At 33.0% G+C, this 13,251-nt stretch carries 11 protein-coding genes; 8 read left to right on the forward strand and 3 right to left on the reverse strand.

Translation table 11 applies throughout. The features are described from left to right. Nucleotides 1–89 precede the first annotated feature (89 nt). Nucleotides 90–764 (forward strand): GntR family transcriptional regulator, encoded by a 675-nt coding sequence (locus CP367_RS10130; protein ID WP_089147811.1) that lies wholly within the window; start codon nt 90–92, stop codon nt 762–764. A 113-nt stretch (nt 765–877) separates the two neighbouring features. After that, on the forward strand, nt 878–2,053 hold the full coding sequence (locus tag CP367_RS10135) for an MFS transporter (RefSeq protein ID WP_089147810.1): 1,176 nt from the start codon (nt 878–880) through the stop codon (nt 2,051–2,053). A gap of 93 nt (nt 2,054–2,146) precedes the next feature. Here the strand turns inward: CP367_RS10135 and CP367_RS10140 are convergent, their stop codons facing one another. Beyond that, complete coding sequence (locus CP367_RS10140) at nt 2,147–3,133, reverse strand: hydroxyacid dehydrogenase (protein WP_233187510.1); 987 nt, start codon at nt 3,131–3,133, stop codon at nt 2,147–2,149. Nucleotides 3,134–3,316: 183 nt separating this feature from the next. Here CP367_RS10140 and CP367_RS10145 point away from each other — a divergent pair, with 183 nt between their 5' ends. Both CP367_RS10145 and CP367_RS10150 read left to right on the forward strand, forming a co-directional pair. Further along, complete coding sequence (locus CP367_RS10145; protein WP_089147808.1) at nt 3,317–4,537, forward strand: mandelate racemase/muconate lactonizing enzyme family protein; 1,221 nt, start codon at nt 3,317–3,319, stop codon at nt 4,535–4,537. 12 nt (nt 4,538–4,549) lie between these two features. After that, a complete protein-coding gene (locus tag CP367_RS10150) occupies nt 4,550–5,698 on the forward strand; it encodes a lactonase family protein (protein ID WP_089147807.1) in 1,149 nt (382 codons plus the stop codon). Nucleotides 5,699–5,855: 157 nt separating this feature from the next. Here CP367_RS10150 and CP367_RS10155 read toward each other — a convergent pair whose 3' ends face one another. Together CP367_RS10155 and CP367_RS10160 are read right to left on the reverse strand one after the other, a co-directional pair. After that, nucleotides 5,856–7,226 carry an IS4 family transposase gene (locus tag CP367_RS10155; protein ID WP_089147806.1) on the reverse strand — a complete coding sequence of 457 codons (1,371 nt, stop codon included), beginning with the start codon at nt 7,224–7,226 and terminating at the stop codon, nt 5,856–5,858. Between the two features lie 183 nt (nt 7,227–7,409). Beyond that, on the reverse strand, nt 7,410–8,315 hold the full coding sequence (locus CP367_RS10160) for a LysR family transcriptional regulator (protein ID WP_158227336.1): 906 nt from the start codon (nt 8,313–8,315) through the stop codon (nt 7,410–7,412). 168 nt (nt 8,316–8,483) lie between these two features. On the opposite strand from CP367_RS10160, the gene CP367_RS10165 reads away from it, so the two are divergent. From CP367_RS10165 to CP367_RS10180, 4 genes are all read left to right on the forward strand, one after another. Continuing rightward, nucleotides 8,484–9,809, forward strand: coding sequence for an SLC13 family permease (locus tag CP367_RS10165; RefSeq protein ID WP_089147804.1), 1,326 nt, complete (start codon nt 8,484–8,486; stop codon nt 9,807–9,809). Between the two features lie 11 nt (nt 9,810–9,820). Then, on the forward strand, nt 9,821–11,149 hold the full coding sequence (locus CP367_RS10170) for an enolase C-terminal domain-like protein (RefSeq protein ID WP_089147803.1): 1,329 nt from the start codon (nt 9,821–9,823) through the stop codon (nt 11,147–11,149). Nucleotides 11,150–11,328: 179 nt separating this feature from the next. After that, a complete protein-coding gene (locus CP367_RS10175) occupies nt 11,329–12,669 on the forward strand; it encodes an enolase C-terminal domain-like protein (protein WP_089147802.1) in 1,341 nt (446 codons plus the stop codon). Between the two features lie 83 nt (nt 12,670–12,752). Beyond that, complete coding sequence (locus CP367_RS10180) at nt 12,753–13,247, forward strand: hypothetical protein (RefSeq protein ID WP_199160550.1); 495 nt, start codon at nt 12,753–12,755, stop codon at nt 13,245–13,247. Nucleotides 13,248–13,251: the final 4 nt, after the last annotated feature.

Below are 13,251 nucleotides of genomic sequence, written 5' to 3' on the forward strand. Positions count from 1 at the left end.
CAAAAGATTTGACAGTTTCTGGATCCAAGATACGATTTTAACTATAATGGATTTGTAATATATGTATTTAAAATTATGGAAGTAACAAGATGGAACTTTTAAAAGATAGAATTTATGAGATAGTAAAAGGAATGATAATTTCTTGTGAGTTAGAACCAGGGTCTTTTATAAGTGAAACTGATCTTGAAAAAAAACTTAAAGTTAGTAGGACTCCATTAAGGGAAGCTTTTAGTAGGCTAGAACAAGAAAATTTATTAAAAGTAATTCCTAAAAAAGGTGTTCAAGTAAAGAATCTATCTTTAACAACAATTAATTTTACATATGAGACTCGGTTACTTCTTGGACCATTTATACTAGAAAATTATTGGCAAGAAATAAATCGAGATGAAATATCTAAATTATTGAAACTAACGCTAGAATTAATGAATAAGATTAAGCCTAAAGAGGAGTTAAATAAGCAGATTAAAGATATTCATTTATTTTTTGATTTGGATGATAGATTTCATCATACAATTACCATGTCCTGTGATAATGACTTTTTAAGAGAAGCTTTGATTAGGGCAGAGAATGAAGTCAGAAGAACTAGAGTACTAATTGGTAAAGATTCACGTTATATAGCTTCAGCTAATGAACATATAAGGATTATGCAAGATATTTTAAATGATAAAAAAGAGGATGCCAAGAAAGATTTAATTACACACTTAAGTAATTCTAAAGATATTGCATTAAAGAGTATGAACACTAAAGCAATAAATTACCGTTAGGATTGAACCATTTGTTCAAGTGCTGAACTTCTTAAGAATGCTAATGAGAACGCTTTTAATCTAAAATGAACTTAGATAAATTATAAGTTATTTATAATACGAGAGGAATAAAGATGAAACATACTAAGTATAAAGTTACTGTACTTACTCTTTATTTAGGTTTATTTGTAATGCATGGCATTAACCTAGCAATTTTAGGGCAGTACAAAGAACAGCTTGCTCAACTATGGAATTGTAATATTGCAGATGTACTATCTTTGATTTCAATTTTAAATTTAGGATCATTGGTATTTACTATTTTTAATGGACCAATTACTGATAAGGTTGGAAGAAAAATACCTTTAATCTTTGGTGATATTTGTATGGCCGTTTACTATTTTGCTTTGACGCTCATGCCAAGTATAAGTGCGGCAAAAATGATGGCATTTATTTTTTATGGATTAGGTGATACATTTTCTTATGTAGCAGGTAGTGCGGTTATTATTGAAGCATTTCCTGATAAGTCTTCATCAGCAAATGTTATGACCAAATTTTTAATTAGTTTAGGGCAATTTATATTACCAATTTTTATTTTATTGGTTAGTTTGACGCATTCTAATTTTAGGGTTCTTTTTATAGCTGGTGGAATTGTATATTTGGTTGTTTCCGTGATTTTATCATTTAGTAAATTTCCACCAATGGTTAAGAAACAAAAAACAAAAAGTAAAGCAAAAATACATTTCAATTTGGGTGGCTTAGCATTAATCTTGATTGGATACACTAGTTGTGCAACTTTTAATTTGTGGACTAATACATATCAAGAATTTGCCAAAAGCTGCGGAATTACTCAACCTAGTATTTTAATTTCAATTTATGCGGTTGGCGGTGCGCTTTCTGTTTTATTAACTTCATTTTTAGTTGGTAAAGGTGTAAAAGAGTCATTGATTTTAACTGTATATCCATTTTTAGCAGCTTTATCGTTACTATTTGAGATTGTAATACCACAAGCCTGGATTATGTATATTGTAGCTTTCTTATTTGGAGTTTTTGCAGCAGGTGGTTTGTATCAGTTATGTACTGCTCTTTTAACTAAAATAATGCCAAATTATAAAGCTACAGCAATTTCTATTGCTCAATTTATGTCCTTCATCGGCAATGCCTCAATTATGTATTTTGCTTCGTTAATTGAGCAGAATAATCCTGGAATAGCCGGATATAGAGGGACGGTATTTTTGAATATTTTGGTAGCCTTTATTGGTGGAGTATTAGGTTTAATTACAATGTATGAAGAGAGAAAATTAGCTAAGTAAAAAGTAAAAGCCTATTAAATCAAGCTCATATCAAAATGATATGACAAGATTTAATAGGCTTTTTTAAGTTTAAAATATAATTTAAATACTAAATTATTTCTTTATGACATCAGGGTTAACTGGAAATTGGGGCATTTTTCCATTAGCATAATCAACAATTGCTTGAGCAGCGCCAGTACTTAATGCTTGCCATGCTTCAATAGTAGTTCCGGCCATGTGCGGTGTCATAATTAAATTCTTCGCATTAAATAAAGGATTATCTGGTGTTGGTGGTTCTGGATTGAATGAGTCAAGAGCAGCACCAGCAAGTAAATTATTATTTAATGCTTCAGCTAAGTCATGTTCGTTAACAATACCACCACGGGCTGAATTAATAATGATAGCAGAATTCTTCATCATCTTAATTTGCTTCATTGAGATCATATTCTTGGTTTCATCTGTTAATGGCATATTAATACTTAAGAAATCTGCTTGTGGATAAATATCATTTATATCATCTAATAATGGCCATTTAACTTGATTTTGCTTTAAGTAAGGATCATAACCAATAACTTTCATACCTAATGCTTCGGCAAATCTGGCTGTGATACGGCCTACATGTCCTAAACCTAAAATGGCTAATGTTTTGCCTTTCAATTCATGACCATTTAAATCATATTTTCCAGCAAAGTTTGGAAGAGAACCGTCTTCTGCTAATTCATTCTTCTTTTCTCTTAACATTGAATTTGCGTGCGCAATTTTTCTTGAGAGAATGAGCATTGTTGTTAAAACATATTCAGCAACTGCATTTGAATTGGCACCGTTAACTCTTGCAACTAAGATGCCCTTTTTATTGGCTTCATCAATATCTACTGAATTAAAACCTGTACCGGTACGAGCGATAATCTTTAGATTTGGTGCTGCATCAATCATTTCCTTATTTAAAGGAGTAGATCTCATAATTACACCGTAAGCATCTTTAAGCCCATCTTTCATGTTCTTTGTATCTATACCTTTAGAAACTATTACGTCAAAGCCGTTATCTTTCAAAAGTTTGATACCTGAGTCATCAATTTTTTCACTAAGTAATACTTTTTTCACGATAATACCTCCCATATAAATATCTAACTTTAGAGTAAATAAAGCGCTAACAAATATACAGATACTAAAATTTCTTGTGATGAACCATTTGGAACTGTTATAAGTCATTTAAAATAACTATTATTAATGTTGAAGTGTAAGAAAGCGCTCTCAAACATATTTTTTTATGGAATGGAGAGAATTATGAAAATTACAAGTGTTGATATAATGAAAGTTCCAAGTCCAGATGTAAGTTTCAATGGGAATGGTTCTGGATCTAAAGAAGAATGGTCCCCAGTAGTTGTTCGTGTAAATACCGATGAGGGAATATCTGGATTCGGTGAAGCAGGCCTTGCTTACGGAAAAGGTTGGCGAGCAGGATATGGCATGATTCAAGATTTTGCTCATATGATAATTGGCGAAGATCCAATGAAAATTGAAGCAATTTGGAACAAACTTCAAAGAAAAACTTATTGGGGTATTGCAGGTGGGGTAATTCCTTATGCTGCTATTAGTGCGATTGATATTGCTTTGTGGGATATTAAAGGTAAGTACTATAAAACACCTGTTTACCAATTATTAGGTGGTAAGACAAATGATAATTTGAGATCTTATGCAAGCCAACTTCAATATAACTGGGGAGAAGCTCCTGATCCTAAAAAGCCAAAACTTTCAACTCCTGAAGATTATGCTGAAGTAACTAAGAAAGTGATGGCTCAGGGCTATGATTGTTTAAAATTTGATCCAATCATGTGGGGACTAGATCCTAAGAAACCTTGGGTAACTAAAGGTCCCGTTAATCAAAGTGTAATTAAAGTTGCTTATGATCGAATTAAAGCAATTAGAGATACTGCTGGCCCAGACTTTGACATTATCTTAGATATGCATGCTAATAGTGATACGACTTCTGCAATTAAAATGGCAAAAGCTTTTGCCCCATTAGATATCTTGTATTATGAAGAACCTGTAGATCCAATGAATTCTAATTTTTACAAGATTGTTCATAATTCAGTACCTATGCCAATAGCAGGTGGTGAAAGAACATTTACTCGTTGGGGATTTCGTCAAATGTTTGAGGACCGTTCATTGGATATTGTTCAGCCAGATTTAACTTTAGCAGGTGGTATTACAGAAACAAAGAAGATTTGTGATATGGCATACACTTATGACATTAATGCTCAAGTCCATGTTTGTGGATCTCCAATTGCAATTGCCGCTGCTTTGCAAGTTGAGGCAGTTATTCCTAATTTCTTTATTCATGAAGTATATCAACGTGCTTTGTATAAGAAAGACAGAGCTGCTGCCGTTTATGATGACCTTATTCCGGTTAATGGTCATGTTCATGTTCCTGATAGACCAGGAATTGGACAAGAATTAAAACCAGAAATTATTAAACAATGTAAGACTGTTACTATTGATGATTAGAGGAAACGAAAAATGATCGATAAATTTTTATTAGGTGGTTATACTGCAGATAGTTATACTGGTGGAAAGCATAATAATTCAGAAGGAATTTATGCAGCCACTTTAGATACTGATAAAGGTAAGATTACAGATATTGATTTAGTAACGAAAGCTGAAAATCCAGCCTTCTTTAACTATTCAATTAAAGATCATAAACTTGCCGCTGTTATTACCAAGGATGATAAGACTGGTGGTGTAGGTATATTCGATATTGATCCCAAAACTGGTAAGGGAAAATTAATTTCAGAATCAATGCTTGATCAATCAGTAAAAGGATCATATGAAGCATACAACTATTTTGATCATCTTTTCTATTGGAATAAATTGAAATATACAGTACCTTCATATGTTTATCTTGATGATAAACGTAAAATGGTTTTTGCTGCTAATTACAACACAAATGCAATCTTAACCTGGAAACTTGATGATAATTATCAATTTATTGATTCACATCGTTATCCTATTGAAGGACGTGGACCTAAAGCTGTTCAAGATGCTGCACACATTCACTATACAAGATTACTACCTGATGGTAGATTAATTGTTTGTTCTTTAGGACATGACAGATTATTAGTTTATGATGTAAATGATGATGCAAGTTTGAAGAAGGTTTATGAGTATGAAGTAGAACCAGGTTTTGGTCCTCGTCAATTAGCCTTTAATAAGAACACTAATAACTATATTTATGTATTAAATGAAGTAGGTAGTAAGACCGCTGTTGTTCACTATGATCCTGAAACAGGACATATTGATAGAATTGCAAACTACTCAAATATTCCCGAAGGTTATGCAGGTCATAATCAATCAGCCGGTATTAGAGTTTCTGCTGATGGTAAATTTGTTTACTCTTCTAATCGTGGACATGATTCATTGGCTGTTTATAGAGTAATTGATGGTGGTGCACATCTGGAGAAGATTCAAACAATTAAAACTCAAGGCGTATCCCCACGTGATTTTGATTTAAGTAAAGATGGTACTTACTTATTATGTGCCAACCAAATGTCACGTGATTTAGTATTGTTTAAGAGAGATCCAAAAGATGGCTACTTAACATTAGTTCAAACTGGTATTAAACATGACGCGTGTGTTCGTGTACTTGAAGCAACCGATTTTTTAGCATAATGTAATTAAATAAAAAACACTAAGGTTTTCTACACAATGTCATTAAGTTAAGACATTGACAAATTGATAGTTTAAGCTTTTAGATCATTCATTTACAATTTATCGTATTTGGATGATCTTTTTTTCATGCCAAATAAGACCTAATCTTGTTTAGAAATTAGGCTACACGATACAAATAATATACGGCTGACTTAGGCTTGAGATTTCTTTGATCTTTTCTTCCCGGTCTGATAGGAATTGTATAGTGGCTAATTTGAATAAGAATTTTCTTGAAGATCTTAGTCGAAGAAGAAATTATATACATGGCTTGGACAATAAAGCACGATTGTTTAAAATTGATCGCATACTGATACTTACAGTTTTTTTGCGGTATATATGCTTGCGCATCGATTTGACTGACTGCGTTAAACATAATCATATGAGCATAGATCTCCATTTCAATAAATCTGTCCTGTTTAGAATGAAACTGTACGCTTCCCAAGGCGTATTTTAATTTTTTGAATGAAGTTTCAATTCCCCAGCGTAAATGGTAGATTTCTTTAATCCTTTTTAAAGGGTAATCAGTTCTATTTAGATTGGTTAAAACGACTTCCCATTCTTCTTTGCCTGACTTAGGATCATTAATTCTAAATTTACAGGCACGAAATTTTATTGAACATAATTCTTCAAAGTCCCAGCTGTCATCTCTAGTATTTTTAGACCGATATTTGATATACTGACGATAAAAGTGTTGAACATGATGAACATTCTCTGCGGCTTTATGAGTTGTGTAATAATAGCCTGATGTAGTTACCCAGCAAGCAATATCCTTATCGCATTCCTGATCAGGCAACGCGGCTATTTCTTTAATCGCACCATGTCCCGCTTTAGTACGTATTATGTAAAAACAATTAGGCAGACGATTGCAATTTTCAATCATGTTAAAACTGCTATAGCCTCGATCCATAGTGACTATATATGGTCCGCAATCTAAATTTTTAAGCATTTGGACAGCTGCTTTACGTTCGTCCATCTTGGATTTGGGCTGAAAGATGCAGTCTTGATAAGTATTATTTAACAGATCATAGAATGTATTAACATGAATTTGACAATATGGTTTTCTCTCGTGATTGGAAGCTTGTACGATATTTTCTGACTTAGGATTCCAAATTTGATTAAAGTCGGAACCATCAATGGCAAATAAACGATATTTATGATCAGGTAACTGGATATTAAATAAATTCTGATTAAATACAGTCAGAATATGCTTAAAACAAGCGGGTGAAAGTTGACCTTTGCGTTGAACATGGGCAGAAGTACTAACTACTTTGTCATTCTTTTCAATCGCATTTTTGCCAAAGGCTCTAAATAACTCGCTAGTTAAATCTTCACCTTGCATATTAATAGTAGTTTTAATGACCGTAGCTGCATCCAAGGTGCGCTTTCTAGTGAAGGCATGTGGATCATTAATAAAATCGTGAATATGCTTTCCAGTATCATTGATAATTTGATCAAGACGCTCTAAAATATTTCTATGAAGGGCTTTCATAATTAACACCAGCTTTCTAGCAATAATTTTGAAGGTTTAATAATTTAATCAGAGGGCGAAAAGGTAGGTTCTTTTCGCCTTTATTTTATGCAAAAAAAGAACCGAATCATAATGATTCGGTTCTAAAGAGATTAGATTCAGTTTGTCAATGTCTTAACTTAATGACATTGGTTTTCTACAACTTTAGTGTTTTTTGTATTCAATTAATTTCTTTAAAACTGGATTTGGATTTTTAGGATTATACCAAAGTGATGAAGAGTAAAATCTATTACAGTGATTAGAGATTGGTAAAAACTTTATTAATGGATTTTCTAGTTCAGCTTCGTCAACAATTATACTGGGATAAAATCCAAATCCTTGATTAAATGCAACTAACATATTTCGTTGTTCCATTGTTGACATTGGACGAATGTTGTTTTCATTTATTAAACCTGGAAATTTATTAAGAAAAACTCGTTTTAAGAAAGTGGAACCAAAAGGCGAATAATAAAGTGCGTCTAAATTTTTTAAAGAATTAAGATCAATACTACTGCCTTGGCTTAATGGATTTACTCGGCTTATGCCAACGTATATTTGCCCAGTGAAAATATCTATTCTATGTAATAAATCTGTATTGGTTAACTCACTTCCACTAGTTTTGTAATAAGGCGTAACTATACAATCTAGTGAATAATCTTTTATTAATGATACAAGTCTTTTTCCACTTTCCTCTTGTAATTTAAACTTGATTTTTGGATATTTTTCAAAAAAATCTTGTAAGTAAGTTTGTAAAATGGTTGCCTGATAAGCAGAAGAAAATCCTATTTTTAATACTTCAGGACTTTTATTATTATTACCAGTTTTAATTCTTGTAAGAGCATTATTATAAGAATTTACAATATCACGAGCAGTAATAATAAAATCTTTTCCTTCTGATGTTAATGCAGTTCTATTATTTTTTCTATCAAATAATTTGACGCCTATTTCTGCTTCTACTTGATTCATTTGTTTTGAAACTGCACGTGGAGATAAAAAAAGATGTTCAGCAGCACTTTTAAAGCTTCCATATGTAGCTACTGTCAAAAAAGTTTCAAGTTTGTTAATATCCATTATTTGCCTCATCTTTCTTATGATGGCAGCAGAACTTCTTGTTCACCTGTCGAAAAAACAGTGACTGTTAAATGGGTGAAACAACAATCATAATGAGAATGTAAGCGGATAAATTGCTTATTAGTATCACATCGGTGTCTGAAAACTATTCGAGAGGAGGAGAATAGAATGTCGACAGCTTATCTAGCTACGGTCGGTTTTATCATGATTATATTGATTATGATACTGCTGTTAACCCAAAAAGTAACCGCTATGTTTGCGTTTGCTATTATTCCAATTATTGGTGGACTAATCGTTGGTATGAGTCCAAACGAAATTGGTAATTCTGTAACATATGGTTTAGGATTAACCACTTCGGTTGCTTTAGTTATGTTGTTTGCTTTACCTTACTTTTTATTACTAGCTGATACAGGTTTTTTCAATGAGATTGTACGTAAGGTTTTGCGACATATCAGAATTACACCACCATTTTTGGTAGTTTTAACACTACTTGTTTCTTGGATTGTAGGACTTGATGCAAGTGTTACTTCTCAATACATTATTGTTATACCACTATTATATCCATTTTATAAGAAATTTAAGATGAATCCAATTATTTTGATGTTCTTTACTACCATGGGTGTCATTATGGACTTTGATTTACCATGGACAGCCAGAACATTAAGAGCGGTTTCTTTAATGCCATCAGTAAAAAGTGGAACAGCTTTAACTGCTCAATTATTGCCAACCCAAATTATTTATTTCATCTTACTTATAATTTTGGCATATCTAGTTGGATTATATGTTCAAAAGAAACAAAAGATAGTCGTTGAAAAAACTACTAAAGATGAAAAACTGAAGTTAGCTTCTCAAGTTAAAGATGATGAGGAACTGGCACGTCCTAAGCTCTTTTGGATTAATGTAATCTTAACTTTAATCATCATTGTGTGCATGGTTGTATATCCAACATTTCCACAGTATTATTTGTTTGCAGTTGGAATGGTAATCGCCTTACTTATCAATTACCGTGATCAAAAACTTCAAAACAAGCTGTGGAAAAAGTATGCAAAATCTATGGTACCTGTAATGCCAACTATTTTACTTTCTGGTGTTGTTGTGGGAGTCATGACTAAGAGCGGTATGATGAAAGCTATGGTTCACGTTCTACTTCAAATTTTACCAAAATCTGTTGGACCATATGTATACATCATAATTGCTTTAATTGCACCATTAATGTTTTTGTTTACAAACGATACTTGGTACTTTGTATTGGTACCAATTATTATGACTTTGGAGAAAGCTTATGGTGTTCCGGAAATGGTAGTTGTTGCAACACTATTTATGAATATGGGAGCAATGCTTTCACCAATTGCACAACCACAAATTTATTTAGGTCCAAGTTCTGCAGAAGATTCATTTACAGTTCCTGATTATATAAAGAAAAGCTTCTTCCCAATTTGGGGACTGAATATCATATGGGTTCTTTTAGGACTTTTAGTAGGATCGTTTAGATAAAGGAGATAAAAATGTCTATTCCAAAAATTGTAAAAATGGAAGTTTATCCAGTTGCTGGATATGATAGTATGCTATTAAATTTGTCTGGTGCTCATGGACCATTCTTCACTAGAAATGTCACGATTATGTGGACTGATGAAGGAAAAATGGGTGTTAGTGAAGTTCCAGGCGGTCCCAAGATAACAAAGATTATTGAGGGATCTAAAGATTTTGTTATTGGATCTTCAATTGGTGAATTTAAAAATGTACTTAAAAAGATTCGTGCAAAATTTGCTGGTGTTGATAAAGGCGGCCGTGGTAATCAAACCTATGATGAACGTACTTTAGTTCATGCTGTTACTGCAGTAGAAACTTGTTATCTTGATTTACTCGGTAAGCACTTTCATGTCCCAGTTGCCGCACTTCTTGGAGATGGTCAACAACGTGAAAAAGTTGGGGTATTAGGTTATCTGTTCTATGTAGGTGATCCTAACAAAACTGATTTACCATATCTTCAAAATGATGATAATTCAGATGAATGGGGTAGAACACGTCGTAAACCACATATGACACCAGAATCTATCGTTGAAGAAGCACAAGCTGCTTATGATCGTTACGGTTTTAAGACCTTTAAATTAAAGGGTGGTGTATTTGATGGTGAGGAAGAAGTTGAAGCTATTCATGCATTGCATAAAGCATTTCCAGATGCCAAAATCGATATTGATCCGAACGGTGCTTGGTCATTGAAGCAAGCTCTTCATTATGCTAAAGAAATGAAAGATGATTTATTCTATATTGAAGATCCATGTGGTGCTGAAGATGGATTCTCTGGCCGTGAAGTATTAAGCGAATTTCAAAAAATTACTCATATGCCGGTTGCTACAAATATGGTTGATACAGATTGGCGTCAAATGAATCATGCATTGCAATTAAATGCTATTTCTATTCCTTTGGCTGATCCACACTTTTGGACAATGGAAGGCGCTATTAGAGTTGCCCAATTATGTAATGAATTCAACCTTAATTGGGGTGTTCACTCAAATAACCACTTTGATATTTCACTTGCTATGGTTGCTAATACTGCAGCAGCAGCACCAGGTCATATTTTTGATGTTGATACTCATTGGATTTGGCAAGATGGTCAAAATTTGACTAAGAATCCATATAAGATTGAAAATGGTCAATTAACTGTTCCTAAGACAAATGAAGGTTTAGGCATTGAAGTTGATTTGGATGCTGTTAAGAAAGCTCATAAGTTATATGTTGATAATAACTGTGGCGCACGTGATGATGCTAAAGGGATGCAATTTTACATTCCTGGTTGGAAATTTGATCCTAAGAGACCATCAATGGTTAGATAAATGATAATAATAAAAACTACTAAATTATGCAACAAAGCATGGTTTAGTAGTTTTTTGCCATTTTTAGATGAACAATAAGTTCAAGTGTTGGACTTTCTGTAACTGTTATTTGTGAAAATGGTAATTTATTATGTAACTGAAAGCGCTTAATAGTAAAGTGATACGAGAGGAGAAACATTATGACAGTTGTACCAAAAGTTACTAAAGTTAGAGTTGTTCCAATTGCAGGTTATGATAGTCCTACTTTGACGCTTAGTGGTTGTCATTATCCATTTTTTACTAGAAATATTGTAATTATTGAAGATGATAGCGGTAATAAAGGTATCGCTGAAATTCATGGTGGTGAGCCGATTAGAAAATCATTGGAATCTTATATTCCTTTTGTGATGGGCAGAGAAATTACGGATTATCGTAATATTATCAAAGAAATTCAGGAAAAAATTGGACATCCAGATGATACTGGAGAAGGTATTCAAAAGTTGGATATTTCACAATTACAATATGTTGTTCATGCAGAGGCTGCAATTGAATGTGCATTACTTGACTTAGTTGGAAAGTTCTTGAATAAGCCAATGGTAGATATCATTGGACAAGGACGCCATCGTGATGCAGTACCATTTTTAGGATATCTGTTCTTTGTTGCAAATAGAGATAAAATTAATTTGCCATATATTCACGATGATGAAGAACCTGGTGCTGATGAATGGGCAAAAGTTCGTCGTTCTGAAATTATGGATGCAGATGGGATTGTTAATGAAGCAAGGGTTTTGCACGAAAAATATGGATTCACTAGTTTTAAGTTAAAAGGTGGGGTCCTAGATGGTGAAACGGAAATGAAAGTTGTTAAGAAGCTTCATGAAACATTTCCAGATTATAGAATCAATATCGATCCAAATGGTTGTTGGTCATTAAATGAAGCAATTAATTTAATGAAAAAGTATGGAAATAATCTAACATATGTAGAGGATCCTACCAATGCAGAAGCCGGCTTTTCCGGTCGTGAAGTATTAAGTTACTTTAGAAATGCAACTAATATGTCAGTAGCTACAAATATGATTGCTGTTAACTGGAAGCAACTTTATCCGGCTCTTCAAATGAAATCAATCGATATTGTTTTGGCTGATCCTCACTTTTGGGGTATTGAAGGGACTTTAAGAGTAGCTGCAATCTTAAATGATTGGGGACTTACATGGGGTTCACACTCAAATAATCACTTTGATATCACTTTAGCTTTATACGCTCAAGTTGCAGCAGCAGCACCAAAGATCACCCCAGTTGATACTCACTTTATTTGGCAGGATGGTCAGCAATTATGTGATGATGCGTTAAAAATTGAAAATGGACAAATTAAGATCCCTGATAAACCGGGCCTAGGTGTAAATATCAATGAAGATAAACTTGAAAAAGCTCATGAATTATATGAAAAGCTAAGTTTTAAAGGCAGAGATGACACTAGAGCAATGCAGTATTTAATGAAAGATTGGAAATTTGATCCAGATCGTCCAGTATTTGTTAGATAATGAATAAAAGCTTAAAAATAAAAGGTGAGAGTACTTTAGTGTAATAAGTATTTATACTAAATAACTTTACGAGGAGAAAAGTTATGAAAATAACAAATATAAAAACTTACCAATTAAAAGCTAAGTATGAAGACAAATATATTTTTAGTGATGCAATGGGAACAAATCCTGCAAGACAAGCCTTATTAATAAAGATTGAAACGGATACTGATTTGTATGGTGTAGGAGAGGCTTGGAGCTATGGAAATCCTACAGAAGTTCAAGCAACAATTATTAATAAACAATTGGCTCCAATGCTCTTAAATCAAGATCCAACTAATATTGAGCAATTATATCAAAAAATGTATTGGGGAACTATTGCACATGGTCGTAGAGGCTTGGAATTAGGTGCAATTAGTGGAATTGATATTGCTTTGTGGGACTTATTTGGAAAAATTTGCAATATGCCTATTTATAAATTATTAGGTGGTCACAATAATGTTGTTCCTTCGTATGCTTCTGGTGGTTTTTATTTTAAGGATTCAAAGCATAACTTAAAAGATGACTTGGAAAATTGGGTAGAAAACATACTAACCTAGTGTT

Source organism: Lactobacillus sp. UMNPBX16 (assembly GCF_002553775.1).
Lineage (GTDB): Bacteria > Bacillota > Bacilli > Lactobacillales > Lactobacillaceae > Lactobacillus > Lactobacillus crispatus.

Excerpts from the sequence above, each read along its gene's own strand:
- CP367_RS10130 (WP_089147811.1), top strand. The coding sequence starts at position 90 with ATGGAACTTTTAAAAGATAGAATTTATGAGATAGTAAAAGGAATGATA.
- CP367_RS10135 (WP_089147810.1), top strand. The coding sequence starts at position 878 with ATGAAACATACTAAGTATAAAGTTACTGTACTTACTCTTTATTTAGGT.
- CP367_RS10145 (WP_089147808.1), top strand. The coding sequence starts at position 3,317 with ATGAAAATTACAAGTGTTGATATAATGAAAGTTCCAAGTCCAGATGTA.
- CP367_RS10150 (WP_089147807.1), top strand. The coding sequence starts at position 4,550 with ATGATCGATAAATTTTTATTAGGTGGTTATACTGCAGATAGTTATACT.
- CP367_RS10155 (WP_089147806.1), bottom strand. The coding sequence starts at position 7,226 with ATGAAAGCCCTTCATAGAAATATTTTAGAGCGTCTTGATCAAATTATC.
- CP367_RS10160 (WP_158227336.1), bottom strand. The coding sequence starts at position 8,315 with ATGGATATTAACAAACTTGAAACTTTTTTGACAGTAGCTACATATGGA.
- CP367_RS10165 (WP_089147804.1), top strand. The coding sequence starts at position 8,484 with ATGTCGACAGCTTATCTAGCTACGGTCGGTTTTATCATGATTATATTG.
- CP367_RS10170 (WP_089147803.1), top strand. The coding sequence starts at position 9,821 with ATGTCTATTCCAAAAATTGTAAAAATGGAAGTTTATCCAGTTGCTGGA.
- CP367_RS10175 (WP_089147802.1), top strand. The coding sequence starts at position 11,329 with ATGACAGTTGTACCAAAAGTTACTAAAGTTAGAGTTGTTCCAATTGCA.
- CP367_RS10180 (WP_199160550.1), top strand. The coding sequence starts at position 12,753 with ATGAAAATAACAAATATAAAAACTTACCAATTAAAAGCTAAGTATGAA.